The sequence below is a fragment of the Mesorhizobium sp. P3_A8 genome (genome assembly GCF_056402995.1).
Genome location: NZ_JBFUGI010000002.1, coordinates 534,799 through 556,431, shown reverse-complemented (window position 1 = coordinate 556,431; position 21,633 = coordinate 534,799). Strand labels below are relative to the sequence as shown.

At 60.7% G+C, this 21,633-nt stretch carries 16 protein-coding genes; 10 read left to right on the top strand and 6 right to left on the bottom strand.

Going from position 1 to position 21,633, the window contains the following annotated elements:
- Nucleotides 1–111: 111 nt before the first annotated feature.
- From AC1DX4_RS06830 to AC1DX4_RS06815, 4 genes are all read left to right on the top strand, one after another.
- Nucleotides 112–2,595: a glycosyltransferase gene (locus AC1DX4_RS06830; RefSeq protein ID WP_477219583.1), complete on the top strand. Its 2,484-nt coding sequence runs from the start codon at nt 112–114 to the stop codon at nt 2,593–2,595.
- A gap of 244 nt (nt 2,596–2,839) precedes the next feature.
- Nucleotides 2,840–4,753 (top strand): glycosyltransferase family 2 protein, encoded by a 1,914-nt coding sequence (locus AC1DX4_RS06825; RefSeq protein WP_477219582.1) that lies wholly within the window; start codon nt 2,840–2,842, stop codon nt 4,751–4,753.
- Between the two features lie 481 nt (nt 4,754–5,234).
- Nucleotides 5,235–7,241 carry an SDR family NAD(P)-dependent oxidoreductase gene (locus tag AC1DX4_RS06820; protein ID WP_477219581.1) on the top strand — a complete coding sequence of 669 codons (2,007 nt, stop codon included), beginning with the start codon at nt 5,235–5,237 and terminating at the stop codon, nt 7,239–7,241.
- Nucleotides 7,242–7,390: 149 nt separating this feature from the next.
- Entirely contained in the window at nt 7,391–7,945 is a 555-nt protein-coding gene (locus AC1DX4_RS06815; protein ID WP_477219580.1) for a sugar transferase, read from the top strand.
- Here AC1DX4_RS06815 and AC1DX4_RS06810 read toward each other — a convergent pair.
- Nucleotides 7,924–8,877 carry a UDP-glucose 4-epimerase family protein gene (locus AC1DX4_RS06810; RefSeq protein WP_477219579.1) on the bottom strand — a complete coding sequence of 318 codons (954 nt, stop codon included), beginning with the start codon at nt 8,875–8,877 and terminating at the stop codon, nt 7,924–7,926. The genes AC1DX4_RS06815 and AC1DX4_RS06810 overlap by 22 nt on opposite strands.
- An 18-nt stretch (nt 8,878–8,895) precedes the next feature.
- Nucleotides 8,896–10,062 (bottom strand): O-antigen ligase family protein, encoded by a 1,167-nt coding sequence (locus AC1DX4_RS06805; protein WP_477219578.1) that lies wholly within the window; start codon nt 10,060–10,062, stop codon nt 8,896–8,898.
- A 592-nt stretch (nt 10,063–10,654) separates the two neighbouring features.
- Between AC1DX4_RS06805 and cysD the strand changes: the two genes are divergently transcribed.
- Genes cysD through cysQ form a run of 3 tightly spaced genes read left to right on the top strand, consistent with a single transcriptional unit; the run spans nt 10,655 to nt 14,299 of the window.
- Nucleotides 10,655–11,560, top strand: coding sequence for a sulfate adenylyltransferase subunit CysD (gene cysD, locus AC1DX4_RS06800; protein ID WP_095198602.1), 906 nt, complete (start codon nt 10,655–10,657; stop codon nt 11,558–11,560).
- 2 nt (nt 11,561–11,562) lie between these two features.
- On the top strand, nt 11,563–13,500 hold the full coding sequence (cysN, locus tag AC1DX4_RS06795) for a sulfate adenylyltransferase subunit CysN (protein WP_477219577.1): 1,938 nt from the start codon (nt 11,563–11,565) through the stop codon (nt 13,498–13,500).
- Between the two features lie 7 nt (nt 13,501–13,507).
- A complete protein-coding gene (gene cysQ, locus AC1DX4_RS06790; protein WP_477219786.1) occupies nt 13,508–14,299 on the top strand; it encodes a 3'(2'),5'-bisphosphate nucleotidase CysQ in 792 nt (263 codons plus the stop codon).
- 13 nt (nt 14,300–14,312) lie between these two features.
- On the opposite strand, the gene AC1DX4_RS06785 is transcribed toward cysQ, so the two are convergent.
- The 4 genes from AC1DX4_RS06785 to AC1DX4_RS06770 all read right to left on the bottom strand — a co-directional run bounded on the left by AC1DX4_RS06785 (nt 14,313) and on the right by AC1DX4_RS06770 (nt 18,311).
- Nucleotides 14,313–15,455: a DegT/DnrJ/EryC1/StrS family aminotransferase gene (locus tag AC1DX4_RS06785; RefSeq protein WP_477219576.1), complete on the bottom strand. Its 1,143-nt coding sequence runs from the start codon at nt 15,453–15,455 to the stop codon at nt 14,313–14,315.
- 262 nt (nt 15,456–15,717) lie between these two features.
- A complete protein-coding gene (locus tag AC1DX4_RS06780) occupies nt 15,718–16,641 on the bottom strand; it encodes a carbohydrate kinase family protein (protein ID WP_477219575.1) in 924 nt (307 codons plus the stop codon).
- Nucleotides 16,638–17,084, bottom strand: coding sequence for an RbsD/FucU family protein (locus AC1DX4_RS06775; protein ID WP_477219574.1), 447 nt, complete (start codon nt 17,082–17,084; stop codon nt 16,638–16,640). The genes AC1DX4_RS06780 and AC1DX4_RS06775 overlap by 4 nt, the downstream gene beginning before the upstream one ends.
- The gene (locus AC1DX4_RS06770; protein WP_477219573.1) at nt 17,085–18,311 is read right to left on the bottom strand and encodes an ROK family transcriptional regulator; all 1,227 of its coding nucleotides are present in this window, start codon (nt 18,309–18,311) and stop codon (nt 17,085–17,087) included.
- 270 nt (nt 18,312–18,581) lie between these two features.
- Between AC1DX4_RS06770 and AC1DX4_RS06765 the strand changes: the two genes are divergently transcribed.
- The 3 genes from AC1DX4_RS06765 (at nt 18,582) to AC1DX4_RS06755 (ending at nt 21,569) form a co-directional block, all read left to right on the top strand.
- The gene (locus AC1DX4_RS06765) at nt 18,582–19,559 is read left to right on the top strand and encodes a sugar ABC transporter substrate-binding protein (RefSeq protein ID WP_430515894.1); all 978 of its coding nucleotides are present in this window, start codon (nt 18,582–18,584) and stop codon (nt 19,557–19,559) included.
- A gap of 163 nt (nt 19,560–19,722) precedes the next feature.
- On the top strand, nt 19,723–20,784 hold the full coding sequence (locus AC1DX4_RS06760) for an ABC transporter permease (protein WP_477219572.1): 1,062 nt from the start codon (nt 19,723–19,725) through the stop codon (nt 20,782–20,784).
- Nucleotides 20,785–20,786: 2 nt separating this feature from the next.
- Entirely contained in the window at nt 20,787–21,569 is a 783-nt protein-coding gene (locus AC1DX4_RS06755) for an ATP-binding cassette domain-containing protein (protein WP_172231191.1), read from the top strand.
- Nucleotides 21,570–21,633 lie beyond the last annotated feature (64 nt).

Here is a 21,633-nt window from a genome sequence, read left to right as displayed (position 1 = left end):
AAGGTCGATATCACACTTGGCGACCGAAGCCGGCCAAGCTTCCGATCTCTCATTTGACAAGCGATGGTGCACTGCAATACCAGACACAGCCTTCCGGGGGCCGGAAAGCGGATGATCGAGCGGATGATCAAGAAGAAACGAATTTTTTGGCTGGGCATGCACAAGGTGCTGTCGCAGACCGAACTTCCTCACCTGCGGGCGCTGGGCTACGAGGTGTTCAATCCGCCCTATCTGAGCGACGTTTATGATCAGTCCGCTGTCTACGATTGGGCTCCATCAGCTTCCAGCCTGCCCAAAGAGGCACTGGAGATCCTGGAGAGGACCAACTTCTTCTACGATGAGGTTCCGCCGGAAGCAGCTGAGATTCTGAATGCATATTTCGATGCGGCTATCGTTACCATCAACCCGCTATGGCTGGTACATTTCCTGAAAGCCTACCGTGGCCGGGTCATCTATCGCACCTATGGTCAGCCCTACAGTCTGTCGGATGAGCTCATCAATATTGGAGGGCTGCCGCTTGTCACAGAGCGGGACGATTTCTGGTTCATGCCGCACTCCGAAAAGGTTGCCGACATAGAGGACGATTGGCTGCGATCGCGCATGACGATCGTTCCCTATTGCCTTACGCAGGACGTCGTCGATCTGCGCGATACATGGGATGTCGGGGCGACGACGGCAGAGATGGGGTTGCTATGTCCAAGAGCGGCGGACATCCCTTATTACTCCGCCAACTACCGTCACCTTAAGCACTATTTCCCTGCCAAAGGTTACAGGATCTTCGGTGCGCAGAACGTGCCCGTCCGGGATGAACAGGTGATTGGCACCGTCGAGCGTCCCGAGTTCCTGAGACGATTCGCAGAGATGCGTGGCTTTGCCTATCACTATGAGGAGCCGACCGTCTGCTATCTGCCGCCGATAGAATTCATGACGCTTGGCGGTCCGGTGCTTTTCAAAAAGGAATCTTTGCTCAGCCGGTATTTCCCCGCCGACGCGCCCGGCAGGACGGACAGCATTGAAGATCTGGTGAGGCGGTCGGAGCAGTTGAGGAAGGGTGACCACGCTCTCTCCCGCGAACTGATCGAAAGCCAGGCCGAGGTACGCAAACTCTACCAGCCGGAATTTGTGTGGCCCGTATTCGACCGGGCGATAGAGATGGCGCTTGGTGAAGCAGGATCGAACCGGGCACAGGAATTGATTTATACGCCTACCGTGAAGGTGGAAGCGCCTGCCGCTGAAACTGTTCTTGTAGCCTTCCACGGTTTCGGTCCGCTGGTCGTTCGCCACAATGGCGAATACCACTGCTCAGAGGGGATCGCGCGCGTTGTCCGTCAAATCATTCGTGCGTTAAGCGATCTTGGTTTCAAGATTGTCGTCACGAGCCGCAAGCAGGACATCGGCCGCGTTCATGGCTTCCTCAGTTCCGCCGCCGGGCGCGATCTGAGGATCATGGTTGTGGAAGAAGAGGTTGCCGGTGGAGGAAACGCCATGAAGGCGCTAGGCCGCCTTCGCCAGCTTGCAAGGACGCGGCCATTCTCCGCCAACCTCGATCATCTCAGGACGCTCTACCGAACGAGAGATTTCAGGAAGATGCCGCGCGCGCTGGCATCCACGGCATTGTTGGCAATTTTCAAGATTTTGGCCAAGGTGGAGCAGAAAGTAAATAATATAAGACTCGCGAACGGAACCATACCGCGCGCCAAATATGTCGATTTGATAAATGCAGACCCGAACATCGCGCATGTACTGATCTCACATTATTACATGTTCCCTGAGCTTGCCCATCTGAATGGTAAGAATGTTGTTCTGTATCTTCCCGACTACATGCCTCATTTCTACCAGGGATCGGCTGAGATGGGGGCTACACGGCAATCGGCCATGATCGGCAAAAAGATGGTCGCCAAGGCCCGCCGCATTTTGACGAACTCCGCGTTCACCGCGTCTTATCTGCCCAAGACCGCCTTGGCGCCAAGGCCCGAGACTATCGCCCACATTCCCTTGCCGTTCCTGAATGACGGTGCAAGCAGCGTGGAATCCCTCGATCGGTTTGGAGCGCTGCCCGCGCACTATGTATTTTACCCCACGAGGAACCGGCCCTCAAAGCGGCTCGCAGATTTCGCAAAGACCGTGGCGATCGTCAACGAACGGCTGAAGGCGGCCGGAGGCAAGGATCAGCTCGTTGGGATTTTGACCACGCCCTTGACAGGCCAGGCGGCAGCCGGGGCGGGTGAGCATCTGATTTCGCTTTCGGAGCTGACGGACGCGGAACTCGGATATTTGTACAAGAACGCGCTCTGTCTGCTGTTTACATCTGAAATGGAAGGGAACTTTCCAACCCAGATAACCGAGGCGCTGCACTTGGGCGTGCCGGTGGTTGCAACGAACATCCCTCTCATTACCTTGGAGATGGAGGATGCATCGGCCTCCCTGGATTTGGTCGATGTCGGCGACTGCGAGGGATTCGCGAACCGGGTTATGTCGATCCTCGCGGATCGCTCGGCGGTGGTGCGCCGGCAGGAAGGCGCCAGGCAACTTTCGTCCCGGAAGTTCGCCTACGACAACTTCAAGCACGGATTGTTCGAGCTCTTCAGGCCATAGGCTATTTCGTGCATAGGCGACAAACTGTTGAAGCTCCAAATGCCGCCTGATTTGGAACTCATAAGGCGGCACGGCGCGCGCGTATCGAGCGGGTGGAATGTGGGGGCGTGACAGCGCGCCCGAAATCAGCTTTTGTTGGTTTGACAGATGTGCGCGTCCGCTGCCGCTGTTGATATACGATCGGGATCGCTCATAATTGAGGGCGAAACCATGGGGGATAAGAACGCATAAGGTCGCACGGCGAATGTTTCATTCGCGCATTTCGCATGACCAAAGGCGCAGTCTGGAGAAGCGCATTCTGGAAGGTCTTCGTCAGTTCATGATCCGCAACGCAAGGCCATACTTCGTGCGCGGCAGTGCGGCTTTGGCGCGCGCGTCAGCTTTTGTCGGTCTGACACCGCCTGCTGAACCGATTGAGTCGCCGGCTCCTGATGCACTCGAGACCGCGCTCGCTGCCGCTGTCGATTTGACACCGCTTGCGGAACAGAGCGTGGCGCCGGCTCCTGATACGCCCGATATGGCATCCGCTGCAGCTGGTGATGTCCGATCGGGGTCGCTCAAGTTCGCGCTTGATGATCGATATCGTCTGCCTGCCGCAACATGGTCAGCTTATTTGGATCATATCCATTCGGCCGTCCCGGACGATGCGGGAGAATTGCAGGCTTTGATCACCGTTTATGTGGCGATCGTCCTTACGCCGGGCCAGAGTGAACAGGAGCAAGATAGCTGCGTTGAGGCCACGCTGACCTCTATTCGAGCCGCTGGTTCCCATGAGTTGGTCGACATTCAGCCGGTAATGCTGGGGGAGTCCGCTTCCAAGAAGCTGGAGTGCTACTCTTCTGCCAAGGAACTTGCAGAGAAAATTTCAGGCGGGCGTACCTACGTTCTCTTCCTGAAGGCCGGCGACGAAGTGTCCGATAAGTTCTCCGCTGTGCTTGCTTATGGGCTGAGCGACGACAAGGACCTGTTGTTATTCGATATGTGGCAGCGATCGAATGACAAGGTCCTTCCAATTTTTTTGCCGGGCGTAAATCCGATACTTGCTTTGAATAAGGATTATTTTCATTCCCGGTTCTTGATCTCCATCTCTGCAATAAAGCAAGAATCCGCGAATGCGGAGGTCAAAACGCCCTATGACCTGGCTCTTGGCGTGCTCGGAAAAGCATACGAGGCGAAGAAATTTCAAAAATACGGGCATTTGCCGTTTCCCGTCATTTGTCTTCCTGGGGAAGAAGCGGTCTCGGCGCCTTTGGCGTTGTCGGAACCGTTCCGTTATCGCTTTCCCGGCGCCAAAAAACATGGCGTGAGCAAGTCGGAGGAGGAGCGGATACCGTCGGTGTCGGTCGTCATCTGTACGCGGAACAAAGGACAGCTTCTCTTTCAGCTGGTGAATGGCATCCTCAACCAGAAAAACAGTTTCATTGAGGACGTCATCATTGTTGCCAACAACACGGATAATCCGCTGGCGATTGAGAGACATCGGCTTCTTTCAAAAAATACAAAAGTCAAATTTTTAGAATTTCCGCAGCCGTTTAATTTCTCTGCCCAGAGCAACCTTGGCGCCAGGAACGCGAAGGGGAATACCCTCCTCTTCCTGAATGATGACATCGTGCCTGTCACGGAAGATTGGGTGGGTGAATTGTTGCGGCCGCTTGAAAGCGAACGCATTGCAATGGCTGGAGCGTTGCTGCTTTACCCGAATGAACGGGTGCAGCATGCCGGTATGTTTCTCGGCTTCGATGGGATTTGTGGCCACACCTTCAGGCATGCTGCATTGCCAGAAGAGGATTATTGCGGGCTGCTGTCTGCACCGCGCAACGTCAGCTGCACGACAGGGGCATGCCAGATGATTAAGCGCGATGTTTTCGAGGATCTGAATGGATTTGATGAAACCTTCGCGACGTACATACAAGATGTCGACCTTTGCCTGCGGGTGCGCGAACGTGGTTACGACATAGCTTGGACACCCTCGGCTGTTCTCCTGCATGTGGAATCTCCCTCCGTGAGAGAAATTCTCGCAGACGCGAGTATTGAGTTCACGCGGAAACGCGAACGCGACATCTTCACGGAGCGTTGGGGGCATGCATATCTAACGAAAGATCCATTTCACAATCCGAACTTTTCTATCGACGACGAGCGTCTTCGCGAAATCGTTTAACCGCAGAGCACGGAAAAGCAGACGGCTCGCCATTTGACCGCCTCTCTAACAGGCAAGTCGGCAGCGAGGACGCAGGGCATCTGACTTCACTTCGGAGCTGACGACCGAGATAATCCCTTTCATTGCCCTGGACATGGGGATGCGTCTGCTTCCTTGGATCTGGTCGATGGTGGCGACTGCGCAGGATTTGCGGATCCGCGCAAATCCTCCGCCGATTCCATGTGATTGATCGCGTGGCTCATCGTCTTCACCCTGCACGATCTGTGTTTCAGACCGAAAAGCTGGTCATCGATGCACGGCGGTATGAGGCGTCTGACGCTCAGCCCAAAAAAACTCTGGCGATGGCCGCAACTCCACGCTATGCGATGATTGCAGCGGGGGCTGAGGACAGAGCTACGGAACGAGCGATCGATGAGGGATGTCATTCGATCGCTCGAGGCTGTAATGTTCAAGTCCTCTGCCCGGAGTATAGTACTGGCCAATGACTTCCTATGTAAAAGCCGTATCCGGAAGTCGGCCGAAGATGCGGCGCGCCTTCATCATGGTCCAGGATATGGCCATGGTCCTGGTCGCGGTGGCACTTAGTCTCGTCCTCTCCAGGTCAGACCTTTCGTTCGATGCATTCTCCTACGAAGGCTTTGTCACCTGGGCGGGGGTCATTCTCATCAGCCACCTGCTGTTCAGATATTGTGGCCTCTACACGACGATCTGGCGCTTTGCCTCGACCCCGGACTTTTTCAACATTTTGAAGAGCTGTGGGATTCTGACGGTCGTGCTTTACGGCGTCTCGCTGATGTCTCGCCTCTTCCAGCCCGTGGCCGGCCTCAATGAGCGCCAATTCATCGTCTTCTTCCTCGTTTCCTTCACCATCATATCGGCGCCTCGGCTGTTCTACCGATTCCTTCGCGACGGCGCGAGCTGGGGCATCCTCACCCAGAAGGGCAATAAAACGCAGGCCAAGCGGGCGCTGTTCGTCGGTCGGCTTGGCGAGGCCGACCTGATCATCCGCTTCACGCGCACGGCGGAGCCGGCCGACTATTCCATCGCCGGCATCATGGCGACCGAGCGCGGTGCACCGTTGGGCACACGGATTCAAGGTGTTCCCGTGGTGGCGTCGCGGCCGCGCCTGATCGATGTTCTGGAGGACTACGCCGCCGGTACCAAAAGCATCGACCTGCTTATTTTCGGCAGCGGCGTCGAGCATGAAATCGAGGAATATTCCGAGCTTGTGCGTGTCGCCCGCCATGGCGGCATAGCCGTCGTACAGTTCTCGCGGCTTTCGCAACTGGGGCAGGAGGGAAAGATCGTTCTCGACGAAGTCGAGATGGAAACGATCCTGCGCCGCCCGACGGTGCCGTCCGATATCGAACGCATTGGTGCCTTTGTCGGCGGCAGGCGCGTCCTGGTGACGGGAGGCGCCGGGTCTATCGGCCGCACGCTGGTCAAGCGGTCACTGGAGCTGGGGGCAGGGGCGGTGCTCGTCGCCGACAATTCCGAGTTCGGCATCTTCCAGTTGAGCCAGTATGTCGACGAGAAGGACCACGATCGCCTCAAGGTCCGCATTGTCGATGTCGCGGACCGGCGTCAGATGACGCGTGTCGTCACGGAATTCAAACCGGACATCATCTTTCATGCCGCGGCGCTCAAGCACGTTCCGCTGCTCGAGGAGAACTGGGAATCGGCCATTCAGACCAATGTTTTCGGCACGCTTGTCTGCGCTGAGGTTGCCGCCAAATGTGGCGTTCCGCAGTTCCTGCTCATCTCGAGCGACAAGGCCGTGGATCCGACCTCGGTGCTTGGCATCACCAAGAGAGCGGCCGAGCAGCTCGTCAGTTCCCTGCATGAAAGCCACGCAGTCGCGCCCGACGGGCGCCGTTCTGGCACCAAGTTCATAGCCGTGCGGTTCGGCAACGTGTTTGGCTCCAACGGTTCGGTGGCGACCATCTTCCAGGCACAGATCGAAGCCGGCGGCCCGGTCACGATTACCGATCGACGCATGACGCGGTATTTCATGACGGTGGCGGAAGCTGTCGACCTGGTCATCATGGCGGCCGCCGACGCACAGTCGCGTGACGGCAAGGACGACTATGCCATCTACATGCTGGACATGGGCAAACCCGTGCCGATTCTCGAAGTCGCGGAAACCATGATCCGCATGGCCGGCAAGACGCCCTATGCGGATATCCCGATCCGCTTCACAGGCATCAGGCCCGGCGAGAAGCTGCATGAGACGCTGCAGGGCGCCAATGAAGAGATCGTCACGCTCGACATCGCCAAGATCTTCGGCCTCAGGACCGATGTCGTGGCGTGGCCGGCGGTTCAGGCCGCGCTGGCTGCGCTGCAGGCGGCAATGAAGAACCAGGACAAGGCTTCCGCCCTTGCGGTGCTGGCGGAACTGCATCGGCCGGAGACATCAGGGCCCGACACGACGCCAGCGCCCGACACGCGGCAGGAAACGGGCTCGAGAACAGTCGGGCAGGCAGGTTAGATACGTTGCAGCTGACGGTTGAATGACGAGATCTTGCCTGGATATCGATACCGAGGCGTTGTCAGAGCAATTCCCAAGGCAAAACGCTACGCGCTTTTCCCGGGAAAACCGGTTCACACTTTTCCTGGAATTGCTCTCGTGATCAGGGGATGGCCGTGAAGGGACTGAAGCGGGCCTTCGATCTCGTCGCGACAACCCTGCTGCTGTTGGTGACGTCGCCTGTTCTGTTGCTCTGCGCGCTTGCGGTGCGGGCATCGTCGCCCGGTCCGGTGATCTTTTCGCAAACGCGGGTCGGTCGCGATGGCGTGTTGTTTCGCTGCCACAAGTTGCGGACGATGGTCCAGGGAACGCCGTCCTTGCCCTCGCACGAAGCGCCGGCGAATGCCGTGACCGCGGTCGGAAGGACCTTGCGGAAGTTCAAGCTTGATGAGCTGCCGCAATTCTGGAACGTCCTGCGGGGCGAGATGAGCCTGGTCGGGCCACGCCCTTGCCTGCCGACACAGACGGAACTGATCGAGAGTCGCAGGCGCTTGGGCGTCTTGGCGGCACTTCCGGGCATTACCGGCATGGCCCAGGTCAGGGGCATCGACATGTCGAACCCGCAGCTTCTGGCCGAAACGGATGCCGCCTATCTCAGGACGGCGTCGTTCTGGCTCGACCTGCGCATCCTGTTTGCAACGCTCTATCGCAAAGGAGGCGACTGAGTGTTTCCGAGCCGCACTATCTCGGCCAGCCGCTCCAGCGTCGTGGTTTCCGGCAGCCAGCCTTCGGATACCAGCAGGGAAGGGTCGCATATCTGTGTCGCCGTCATGCTGTCCCAGGACGTCCGCTTGCCCAGCAGAACCGCGGCTGCCCGCAATGGCCCGGCTGGCACAGCCATCAGCCGCGGAGGCCGTCCAAAACCGTTGCGAAAAGCGCCGACAATGGCCGCGACCGAAACCGGCGGCACATCGCTGGCAACATAGATCGGGCGCAGTCGCCCCGGACGGTTCAGCAGATGCCACACCGCGCCTGCCGCCGCTTGCGATGACAGCAGCGAGCGGGTTCCTGTCAACGCGCCTGCCGGCAGCGGCAGGCCGGTATCGGCCAGTCGCATCAGCGTCGCCAGGTTTCCTTTCATGCCGGTTCCGTAGACCGGAGGCAGCCGCAATACGGTGGCGTCGGAACGGCCATGCGACGCATAGGCGTCCAGCACCATGATCTCTGCTTCGCGCTTCGAGCGCCCATAGGCGCATTGCGGATCGGGTATCGTGTCCGCGTCGATCGCAGCACTGACGCGCGCACCGATCACGGCCCGGATCGAGGAGAGCTGGATGAAGCGTCCGCTTGCCTGCTCGGCGGCGGCTTGCGCCAGCCGTGCACTCAATTCCGTATTGGCCGCCCGAAAATCGGCTTCGGTGGCATTGCCTTCATCATTGTTCAGGCCCGCGCAATGCACGACATCCGTAACGTCCCTGGTAAGCGCCAGGAAGGCAGCCGCCGGCGCATCGAAACCGGGCATCTGCATGGCATCCTGTCCCGGACCAATCCTCTCAGGATAGCGTGACGCGAGACGAAGCTCCGCGCCCGCATCACGAAGCTGATGCACCACCTGACGGCCGATGAAGCCTGTCGCGCCTGTGACCAGGACTTTCATGGCCTTTGCCCTGAACGGCTATTGGGTGGATGGAAGCGCCTGGTCTTGCGCCTGACGTCCTGACGCAAGATACGTTCCCGACACCAGGAAGACCATCAGCACCGAGTCCAGAATGTCGTGACCAACCAGGATGCCCGTCATCCCGGATGTGAGATAGGTGATCACCACGATGACAATCATCGTGGCGCCAAAACGCTCGATCGGATCGGTGCTGTTTCGCAGGACCCGGGCGGCATTTGTGGCGGCCACGACAAAGATCGCCGCCAGCGTCAACGCGCCCAGGAGCCCTGCCTGCACCAGGGCGGTCAGGATGCCGTTGTGAAAATGATTGAAGCCGGCATCCATCCCGAACTGATCCCGGAAGCCTTGTCTTATCAAGAACTGGGTGGCACCCACGCCATGTCCAAACAATGGGGTCTCACGGAACGCCTTGAGGCCTATCTCCCAAAGGGCAACACGGAATCCCAACGAGGTGTCGTAGTGGCTTTGTGCCCCAAGCGCATTCCAGTCGGCGCGCAGAAAGTCGATGCGCCCGGATATCGTCTGGAAGCCGACAGCGCCGACCACGACGCCGACCGCGACCAGCAACAAGAGCAGCCGAACGGCATTCCTGCCTCTCAGCCTGCGCTGGTTGATCAACAGAACGGCGATGCCGGCAATCAGCAGGGCTAGCCAGACGATGCGCGTCTCGGAATAGATGATGGCGATCGTTCCGCCAAGCGCTGCGCAAAGGAGGGCAATCCTGTGTCTCTCGATGCCCGACAAGGCGCCAGCCACACAGACCATCACGGCAAGGCACAGGACCTCCGCGAACACGATCGCATTGCCCGCCCCGCCCTTGGCCCTCATCCCCACCCAATATTGCTGCGCAACGGCCAGCAGCAGTGCGGCGAAACAGGCCGCCAAGCTGCTGAGCACGATGATGCGAACCAGCGTGGTCTTCCGCGAGATGCTCCAGGTCGAATAGGAGGCGGGAAAAAACAGGAAGGTTATGAGCGGAATAAGGCGTGGCGCATCCTGGACGAGCGCGTTGTTGACGATGGACGCCACGAGATTGGCCGCACAATAGGCATAGATCGCGATCGTCAGCGCCATCATCGCCCGGTCGGTGTTGAAGCGCCTCTTCTTGAAGGCGATCAGCAGAACGGACCACAGACCGCCGCCATTGAACACGAAGCTGACCACCGATCCCAGAACCGGTGGAAAAAAGAAGCAAAGGGTGGAGAAGTAGATATTGATCCGCGAAGGCGTGAGTTGCTGTCTTGCAGACGAAAGCCGGTTCAAGTTTCGGGCTCGCTATTCTCGAGTGGCTTTGTGCGGCACATCCTGTTCAGCCGAACCGAATGTGCTCGCCTCGAAATTGCCCATGCCTGATGACGCATCTTGCCCGCTTCCGGGGCTTGTATAGCGGCTGGGCTGCCTTTTCGATAGTGCGCCGCGGCTCGTTGTCACCGAAAATCGGCGACCGGCGGCCGTCGATTGGGAAAGGGCTCCAGGAGCATTTACCGCCATGGTCTTCCGAGCAATATTTTTCCTGCCTTTTCCCGGCTGGAGGCCTTGCGAACAGAAATTTCCGGGTTATGGCGAAAGCGTGGAAAATTCGTTCTCAAACTGGCCGTTGCCGGGCTCGTCTTGCATTGTTCTGCTCTGCAACGATCTGCTAGAACGCCCGCACGAAACAAGTTTGTCCAGAAGCGATGCTTGAACCGGGCGCAAAAAGCCCGATGATTTGACGCAAGGTCTTCTGGCGCAAGGCACGAGAGAACGCTCACAGTCTATGACCATAGCGCTTACGCATCTGCAGCGGCTTGAAGCCGAATCCATCCACATATTCCGCGAGGTGGCGGCCGCCTTCTCCAAGCCGGTCATGCTCTACTCCGTCGGCAAGGATTCATCCGTGCTGATGCATCTGGCAATGAAGGCGTTCTATCCCGCCAAGCCGCCGTTCCCGTTCCTTCACGTCGACACCACCTGGAAGTTCCGCGAAATGATCGCTTTTCGCGATCAGATGGCGCAGAAACTCGGCTTCGACCTTTTGGTTCATGTCAACGAAGACGGCGTGCGCGACAACATCAATCCGTTCGACCATGGCTCGAACACCCACACCCATGTGATGAAGACCGTGGCGCTGCGCCAGGCCCTCGACAAATACGGTTTCGATGCCGCCTTTGGCGGTGCCCGTCGCGACGAGGAGAAGTCGCGCGCCAAGGAGCGCATATTCTCCTTCCGCAATGCCCAGCATGTCTGGGATCCGAAGAACCAGCGCCCCGAAATGTGGAAGATCTTCAACACCCGCATCGCATCGGGCGAATCGATCCGCGTCTTCCCGCTGTCGAACTGGACCGAGCTCGATATCTGGCAGTACATCCTGCAGGAGAACATCCCGATCGTGCCGCTCTATTTCGCCAAGGAACGGCCGGTGGTGGAACGCGACGGGATGCTGATCCTCAAGGACGACGATCGCATGAAACTGCGCCCCGGCGAGACAGTCGAGAACCGGCTGGTCCGGTTCCGCACTTTGGGCTGCTATCCGCTGACCGGCGCCATCGAATCCGATGCCGACACGCTCGAAGCCATCGTCGGCGAGATGCTGACCGCGCGCACCTCCGAGCGCCAGGGCCGCCTGATCGACCGCGATGAGGCAGGCTCGATGGAAAAGAAGAAGCGCGAGGGGTATTTCTGACCATGCGCCACATCATGGCAAAGAGCCTCGCCCCCACCGACGGCGTCCGCGACTATCTGGCGGCGCAGGAGAAGAAGTCGCTGCTGCGCTTTCTGACCTGCGGTTCGGTCGATGACGGCAAGTCGACGCTGATCGGGCGTTTGCTATCCGACACCAAACAGATCTTCGAGGACCAGCTTGCCGCGCTCGAACGCGATTCGCGCAAGCACGGCACCACCGGCGATGACATCGATTTCGCATTGCTCGTCGACGGTCTCGAGGCCGAACGCGAGCAAGGCATCACCATCGACGTCGCCTACCGCTTCTTCGCCACACCGAAGCGCAAGTTCATCGTCGCCGACACGCCCGGCCACGAGCAGTATACGCGCAACATGGCAACCGGCGCCTCGACCGCCGACCTGGCGATCGTGCTGATCGATGCGCGGCAAGGGGTGCTGCGCCAGACCCGGCGCCATTCGATCATCGCCTCGCTGCTCGGCATCCGCCATGTCGTGCTGGCCGTCAACAAGATCGATCTCGTCGATTTCGACCAGGCGGTTTTCGATCGGATCGTCGAAGACTACGGACAATTCTCGCGCGATCTCGGCTTCCAGACCATCGTGCCGATCCCGATGTCGGCCCGCTATGGCGACAATGTCAGCAGCCGTTCTGACAAGATGCAATGGTATTCCGGTCCGACGCTGATCGAGCACCTCGAGACCGTTTCGGTCGAAGAGGCCGCTGTCGAGCAGCCGTTCCGGTTTCCGGTTCAATACGTCAATCGCCCCAATCTCGATTTCCGCGGCTTTGCCGGCACGATCGCGTCGGGCGCCATCGCGCAAGGCGACGAGGTCGTCGTCGCCAAATCCGGCAAGTCGTCGCATGTCAAACGCATTGTCGCCTATGGCGGCGATCTCAAACAGGCGGTCGCCGGTCAGGCCATCACGCTCGTTCTTGACGACGAGGTTGAGGTCTCACGCGGCAACATGCTGGTTTCGCCGGCCGCCAGGCCGCAGGTCGCCGATCAGTTCGCCGCCAACATCGTCTGGTTCGACGAGCATGCGCTGCTGCCCGGCCGTTCCTACATCCTGCGCACCGAAACCGACCAGACCAGCGCCACCGTCACCGACCTGAAATACCGCATCAACGTCAACGACTTCGCCCACGAGGCGGCCAAGTCGCTTGAAATGAACGAAGTCGGCATCTGCAACATCTCGACGCGGGCGCCGATTGCCTTCGATCCCTTCGCCGAGAACCGCACCACCGGCGCCTTCATCCTGATCGATCGCATCAGCAATGCCACGGTCGGCGCCGGCATGATCGTGCACTCGCTGCGTCGTGCCGAAAACATCCACTGGCAATCGCTCGACGTCGGCAAGCGCGTGCGCGCCGACATGAAGAACCAGCGGCCCGCCGTGTTCTGGTTCACCGGGCTGTCAGGCTCCGGCAAGTCGACCATCGCCAATTTGTTTGAGAAGAAGCTGTTCGCCACCGGCCGGCACACCTACATTCTGGATGGCGACAATGTCCGCCACGGTCTCAACCGTGATCTCGGCTTCACCGATGCCGACCGCGTCGAGAACATCCGCCGCGTGGCCGAAGTGGCCAAGCTGATGGCCGATGCCGGGTTGATCGTCATTGTTTCGTTCATTTCGCCGTTCAGCGCCGAGCGGCGCATGGCGCGCGAGTTGATGGCCGATGGCGAATTCATCGAGGTGTTTGTCGACACGCCCTTCGAGGAGTGCGCCAGGCGTGACCCGAAGGGCCTCTATGCCCGCGCGCTGAACGGCGAGATCAAGAACTTCACCGGTGTCGATTCACCTTACGAGGCGCCGGAAAACCCGGAAATCCATCTGAAGACACTCGGCAAATCGGCCGAAGAGATGGTAGATGCCCTTGAACACTGGCTGAACGAGCGTGACATTGCCGAAGACCAATATGACAATGGCGGCGGTATCTGACAGGTCGATGCTAGACATCTTCGAGCGGCTGGCCCTGGCCGCCGGACGCGAAGTCATGCGCGTGTTCCACGCCGGCTGTGCGGTCGACCGCAAATCGGACTCCTCGCCGGTCACCGAAGCGGACCGCGAGAGCGAGAAGATCATCCTCGCCGGCCTGCGCGCCGCATTTCCCGACATTCCCTGCGTGGCCGAAGAGGAAGCCGCGGCCGGAATCATGCCGGCTGATCTCGGTGACGCCTTCTTCCTCATCGATCCGCTCGACGGCACCAAGGAATTCGTCAACCGCCGCACCGACTTCACCGTCAACATCGCGCTTGTCCGCCATGGCGTGCCGGAAGTCGGCGTCGTCTTCGCACCTTGCATAGGTCGCTTCTTTTCCGGCTTGCCGGGCAGGGCGGAGAGCCTCGAAATCGATGGTGACTACCAGATCGTCGCCCGCCGACCGATTTCGGTGAGAACGGCAGCGGTGCCGCTGGCCGTCGTTGCCAGCCGCTCCCACAACACGCCGGAAACCGAAGCCTATATTCGTGACCTCGGCGCCGCCGAGATCGTCTCGGTCGGATCGTCCTTGAAATTCTGCCTTCTGGCCAGCGCCGAGGCGGATGTCTATCCGCGCTTCGGCCGCACCATGGAATGGGACACCGCGGCGGGCGACGCGGTGCTGCGCGCGGCGGGCGGCACGACACGCACGCTGGATGGCAAACCCTTGGCCTACGGCAAGCGCGACCAGGCCGATGACGAGGATTTCGCCAATCCGCATTTCATCGCCAGCGGCAGGGCAGGGGCCAGCCCCGCCTGAGACCGGTTACCGATTACTCGGCTGCGGCCTGCGCCGAGTTCGAGCCGATATAGTTGCGGATCGTCTCGATGATCCGGTCTTGGTCGGCTTCGCTGAGATATGGGTGCATCGGCAGGCACAGGATGCGCTTCGGCAGGTCCTCCGAGACGGCAAGACCGGTCGGCGTGCGCAGGTAGTCGCGATAGGCGACCTGGGCATGCAGCGGCTTGACGTAGTAGATGACGGACGGGATGCCCTTTTCGCCCAGATGCGCCTTCAGACCATCGCGCTTGGGCGTCTCGATCGCGTACTGCGCCCAGGCCGAACGGCTGCCGTCTAGGTTGCGGGCAGCTGTGACGATATCGCCAAGCCCTTCGGCATAGCGGTTTGCCACCACCTGGCGCGCCACCATCTCGTCTTCGAGAATGGCAAGCTTTTCGATCAGGATCGCCGCCTGGATCGTGTCGAGCCGTGAATTGATGCCGACGCGGACATTGTCATATTGCGTCTCGCCCTTGCCGTGGAAGGCGAAGGAACGCAGCTTGTCGGCCAGCGCGTCATCATTGGTGAACATCGCCCCGCCGTCGCCGTAGCAGCCGAGCGGCTTGGCCGGATAGAAGCTGGTCGAGCCGACATGGCCGAAGGCACCGCACATCTTGCCGTCAAGCGACCCGCCCATCGACTGGGCGGCGTCCTCGATCACCAGCAGCCCTTCGCGGTCGGCGATCGCCATGATGGCATCATAGTCGGCGGCAAGGCCGAACAGGTCGACCGGGATGATCGCCTTAGGCTTCAGCCGGCCTTCCTTCTTGATCATGGCGATGGCCGCCTCGAGGCTGGCGATGTCGATGTTGTAGGTCACCGGATCGACATCGACGAAGACAGGTTCGGCCTTGGCCAGCGCCACCACTTCGGCGGTGGCGGCGAAAGTGAAGCTGGGCACGAACACCGCGTCGCCCGGGCCGATGCCGGCGGCAAACAGCGGCAACAGCAGCGCATCGGTGCCGTTGGCGCAGGCCACGACATGCTTGGTGCCGATATAGGCGGCGAGCTTGTTCTCGAATTCGGTGACCTGCGGGCCGAGGATATAGCGCCCTTCTTCGACGACACGGTCGATCGCGGCCTTCAGCCGGTCGCGGATGCGTTCGCGCTGCGCGCCAAGATCAATGAACTGCATGTCGGCCTCAAAAACGGTTCTAACCAGGCGGTTTAGCCAGATAACGGCCCGCTGGTACCAGAGTTGCGCCTGCCGAGAAAGCCGGGAAGCCAGAGCCGCCAATTGCCGAGATATCGCAGTCTGTTACCGCTGATTTCCGGCGTATATCAGCAAGATGCCGGAAATCCGGGCTTCGTCGGGCGCAATCGGGCCTTTATAGTCCCACTGAGCGGTCCTGCGAAACATAAAGTGATCGGCTGTCTCAACTTAAGTTGAGCGCTGTTCAGGCGATTTCATGCCGCCACGGCGGATTGGCGCCCGCGCGTGACACGGTCACCGCCGCAGCCTTTGCACCAAGCGCCAGCGCCTTGTGGATGGCCTCTTGCGTGAGGTCGCCTATGGCCGCCTTCGTCAGCAGGCCCTGCTCATGCAGGGAGGCGAGGATGCCGGCATTGAACGTGTCGCCGGCGCCGACCGTGTCGACCACCTCGACCTTTTCCGGCATCACGGTGACTGCGTGGTCCTTGGTATAGCCGACAGCACCTTCGCTGCCATGGGTCACGACGATCAGCTTGGGGCCACGGTCGAGCCAGTTGCGGATGACATCCTCATGCGAGCCGGCTTCGCCGAACCAATGGAGGTCTTCGTCCGACAGCTTCACGATGTCGGCCATCGCCATCATGGCGCGGATGCGTCTGAGGTGCTTGGCCTTGTCCGGGATGAAGTTCGGCCGGATGTTGGGATCGAGCATCATGACGCGGCTTGCATGCTCGCGCCGCATGAACTCTTCATAAGCACTGCCGGCGGGCTCCGAGATCAGACTGATCGCGCCGAACAGCATGGCCTCGATCTCGTTGCCAAGCGCTGGCAGGTCATCGATGGTCAACAGGCGTCCGGCTGTGTTCTCGTCGTAGAATGTGTAGGTCGCCTGACCGTTGGTGAGCTTCACGAAGGCCAGCGTCGTTGGCCTTGGCGAGGTGTGGGCATAGGTGGAACTGACCTTGCTCGCCCCCAGCGCGTCCCTGAACTGGCCGCCGAACAGATCCGACGACAGGCCGGAAAAGAAACCGGCCGGTGCGCCAAGCCGGCCAAGAGCGATCGCCGAATTGAACACCGCGCCGCCGACATAGGGGGCGAAGGCCGGCTCGCCCTGCGTCGTGGTGCGCGGCAGCATGTCGATCAGGGCTTCGCCGCAGCAGAGGATCATGGCTTCCTGGTCTCCGGCGGATAGATCACGCCCTTGCGGATGATGATGTTGGCGTAAAGCCTGGGTTCGCTCGTCGCGACGATGGCATGCGCCGATTTGACCCGTGCATAGAAGTCGGCTCCGGCCAGTGCAACCACCTTGCGGCCCGGCGCGTGTTTGGCGCAGATCGCCTCGATCTCGTGATGAACTGGATCGGCGAGCGACGGGTCGCCTTTCACGGACGCGCGAAACAGCGCCTCCGGAACTGCGTCGTCGACCGGCAGGATGCTCAGGATCGCGTCGAGCACCGGAATGAGCGGATGACCGTCGGCGCGGATCAGGCGCCTTGCCTGCTCCTCGGCCGGATAGTTTCCATCGACAAGGGCGATCTCGTCGCCATGGCCCATGGCGCGCAGTGTCGCCAGAAGTTCCGGACCGAGCAGCGTCGGGATCCCGATCAGCATTCAGGCGCTCCTGGAAATCGTCGTCGAACCGATCAGGAAGCGTTCGGACAGCGGCAGGCTGGCGCCGCCGAGCGCTCGGGCATGGATGCCGACGGTTCCCTCGCGAACGGCGGGAAGTTTCAGACCTTCGCCGTCGATTGTCGCGATGGCCGCGATGATGGCATCGACCAGCCGGCGGCGCACCGCCTTCGGCATCCAGCCGTCGATCACCGCCGCCTCGAAATCGATGACCGAGGACGCCGCGACGATGGCATAGGCAAGCGCCTGTGAGGCACTGGCGATCCAGTCGTCGAGTTCGGAACCGATGTCGCCCCAGTCTTCCGGCGATGTCCACAGATGCGAGGCCTCGACGCCCCGCGCATTGAGCGCTTTTTCCAGCATGGCGATGGACGCCACGTCGATCAGCTGGGTCGGCTTGCCGTCCGGTCCCGGCACCGGCATGGAGCCGAGCGCGCCGGCATTGCCGGTCGGGCCGCCGAACAACCGGCCGTTGAGCACGATGCCGCCGCCGGCGAAGGCGCCGATATAGAAATAGACGAAGTCACGCGCGCCGCCCGCCTGGCCGAAGACGAGCTCGGCGCCGCAGGCCGAGGTGGCGTCGTTCTGCAGATAGACCGGAAACTCGCATTGCGCCTGAATGTCGGCCTTGATGTCGCGGTGGCGCCATTCGTCCATGACGTCGCGCGGCGCGCCAGCGGTGTCGGCCCAGTTCCACAGTTCGAACGGCATGGCGATGCCGAGGCCGGCGATGCGCTTGTCCTGCGCCGGTGTCAGTTCGCCACGCATCTTCTTCATCCCTGATGTGACGAATTCCACCGTCTCGCGCGGTGCCGGATAGCGATAGGAGTGCTGCAGCATCGCGCGCACATGGCCAAGAAAATCGATCAGCACCAGTTCCGCGCTGCGGCGGCCGATCTTGAGGCCGATGAAGAAAGCGCCCTCGGGGTTGAGCGCCATCGGGATGGACGGCTGGCCGATCTTGCCGCGCAGCGGCGCCTGACGCACGAGCAGGCCTTCTTCCTCGAGTTCGCGCATGATGACCGAAACCGTCTGCGCCGAAAGCCCGGTCATGCGGGCGATGTCGGATTTCGCCAGGCTGCCATGCTGGCGCACCAGCGAGAGCACCAACCGCTCGTTGTGGTCGCGCATGCCACTCTGGTTGGTGCCGCGGTGAATCAGGCTGTCATTCGCTTCGGGCGAACCGTGCCTCGCAATGGCGGTCTCCACCCTGTTCCTCCCGTCGTTTCTTCTCGATGCTTTTGGGCCAGAATGAGTGAACGAAGCAAGGCTGTCAATAATAAATAAGAGTGATTTAATTATTGACAGAGGTCCCGGTCTGGTGTCTGTTGGAGCCGCGTCCACGCTGGGAGAAATTCGTTGGATGCGCTGTGGATGTCGGTTGGCCGGCATCCGGAATTGGTTCCACTGGGAGGAAATATCGTGACCAATACAAAACTGTTGAAGTCCACCGTGTTTGCGGCGGCGGCCCTGGGCCTGATGGCGTTTGCCTCGTCCGCATCCGCGGCCGGTGTCGGCGCCTGCCTGATCACCAAGACCGACACCAACCCCTTCTTCGTCAAGATGAAGGAAGGCGCGACCGCAAAGGCCAAGGAACTCGGCGTCGACCTCAAGACCTACGCCGGCAAGATCGACGGCGACAGCGAGAGCCAGGTGGCGGCCATCGAAAGCTGCATTGCCGACGGCGCCAAGGGTATCCTGATCACCGCATCCGACACCAAGGGCATCGTGCCGACCGTGAAGAAGGCGCGTGATGCCGGCCTGCTGGTGATCGCGCTCGACACGCCGCTCGACCCGATCGACGCGGCCGATGCGACCTTCGCCACCGACAATCTCGAGGCCGGCAAACTGATCGGCGCCTGGGCCGCCGCGACGCTCGGCGATAAGGCCAAGGACGCCAAGATCGGCTTCCTCGACCTGACGCCCTCGCAGCCGACCGTGGACGTGCTGCGCGACCAGGGCTTCATGATGGGCTACGGCATCGACGTGAAGGACCCCAACAAGATCGGCGACGAAACCGATCCGCGCATCGTCGGCCACGACGTCACCAACGGCAACGAGGAAGGCGGCCGCAAGGCGATGGAGAACCTGCTTCAGAAGGACTCCGGCATCACCGTCATCCACACCATCAACGAGCCGGCCGCTGTCGGTGCCTACCAGGCGCTCAAGGCCGTCGGCCTTGAAAAGCAGGTGCTGATCGTCTCGGTCGACGGTGGCTGCCCCGGCGTGAAGTCGGTTACAGAAGGCGTGATCGGCGCGACCTCGCAGCAGTATCCGCTGCAGATGGCGGCGCTCGGCATCGAGGCGATCGCAGCCTTCGCCAAGGACGGAACCAAGCCGAAGCCGACCGAAGGCAAGAACTTCTTCGACACCGGCGTCAACCTGGTCACCGACAAGCCGGCCACCGGCGTGAAGTCCATCGACACCAAGGAAGGCCTCGCCAAGTGCTGGGGCTGATGCCGGTCTGACTGGCAACAAAACAACCGAAACGGCCGGGGGGACTTGATCCCCGGCCGCTTCGGGTGGACGATGGGTCGCGTGACCGCGAACAATCCCGGCGATAGACCGGAAAGGCGTGGACGGGCGTCAGCGTTTGGCTGACCGCTCACGGGGAGGAAACATGGCTCAAGCTCAGGAATTCGAGAAGGTTCTCTCGAGCAGCGACACCAGCGTCGCCGCTTTTGACGAGCACAAATCGGCCGTCAAGCGCATCCAGCATTTCCTGCATTCGACGCCGGCCGCTGTGCCGCTGATCGTGCTGGTCCTGTCGATCGTCATCTTCGGTATCGCCATCGGCGGACGTTTCTTTTCGTCCTACACGCTGACGCTGATCCTGCAGCAGATCGCCATCATCGGCATTCTCGGTGCCGCGCAGACGCTGGTCATCCTGACCGCCGGCATCGACCTGTCGATTGGCGTGATCATGGTTATTTCCGCCGTGATCATGGGCAATTGCGCGGTCAGTTATGGTATGCCGGCCATTCTCGCCGTGACGATCGGGCTCGCCGCCGGTGCGGCCTGCGGGCTGCTCAACGGGCTGCTGGTCGCCTACATGAAGCTGCCGCCCTTCATCGTGACGCTTGGCACCTGGAACATCGTCATGGCCACGAACTTCATCTATTCGGCCAATGAGACGATCCGCGACACCGACGTCGACGCCCAGGCGCCGCTGCTGCATCTCTTCGCCCTGAGCTTCAAGATCGGCACGGCGGTGCTGACGCTTGGCGTCATCGCCACGGTCGTGCTCGTTCTGATCCTCTGGTACGTGCTCAATCACACGGCATGGGGTCGCCATGTCTATGCTGTTGGTGACGATCAGGAAGCGGCGAAGCTCTCGGGCATCCAGACCAAGAAGGTGCTGATGACGGTCTACACCCTTGCCGGGCTGATCGCCGCTTTCGCTGCCTGGGTCTCCATCGGCCGCAACGGCTCGATCTCGCCGTCAGCCGCCGTCACCGACTACAATCTGCAGGCCATCACCGCGACGGTGATTGGCGGTATTTCCCTGTTCGGCGGGCGCGGCTCGATCCTGGGCACGCTGTTTGGTGCGATGATCGTCGGCGTCGTCTCCATGGGTCTCAACATGATGGGCGCCGATCCGCAGTGGAAAGTGCTGCTAACCGGTGTGCTGATCATCGGCGCCGTGGCGATCGATCAATGGATCAGAAAGGTTTCGGCATAGTCATGACCCAGGAACCCATCCTCACCGCGCGCGGGCTGGTCAAACGTTATGGCCGCGTCACCGCGCTCGACAATGCCGACTTCGACCTTTATCCCGGCGAAATCCTCGCCGTCATCGGCGACAATGGCGCCGGCAAGTCGTCGCTCATCAAGGCGATTTCCGGCGCGGCCGCGCCGGACGAAGGCGAGATCAGGCTCGAAGGCAAACCCGTCGCCTTCAAGTCGCCGATGGAAGCCCGCGAAGCCGGCATCGAGACGGTCTACCAGAATCTGGCGCTGTCGCCGGCCCTGTCGATCGCCGACAACATGTTCCTCGGCCGCGAGATCCGCAAACCAGGCTTCCTCGGCCAGTGGTTGCGCATGCTCGACCGCCCGGCGATGGAAAAGCGTGCCCGCGACAAGCTCACCGAACTTGGCCTGATGACCATCCAGAACATCAGCCAGGCGGTGGAGACGCTCTCGGGCGGCCAGCGCCAGGGCGTGGCGGTGGCGCGCGCCGCTGCCTTCGGCAGCCGGGTGGTGATCATGGACGAGCCGACGGCTGCCCTCGGCGTCAAGGAGAGCCGCCGCGTGCTCGAACTGATCCTCGACGTCAAGAAGCGCGGCCTGCCGATCGTGCTGATCTCGCACAACATGCCGCATGTCTTCGAGGTGGCCGACCGCATCCACATCCACCGCCTGGGCCGTCGCCTCTGCGTCATAGACCCCAAGCAGTATACGATGTCCGATGCCGTTGCCTTCATGACCGGTGCGAAGACACCTCCGGAAGCCGCATTGGCCGCCTGATTTGTCAAATTGCCGCAGGGTAAGCCGGCACGCGCCCATCTAAATCGATTGAATATATGTTGCG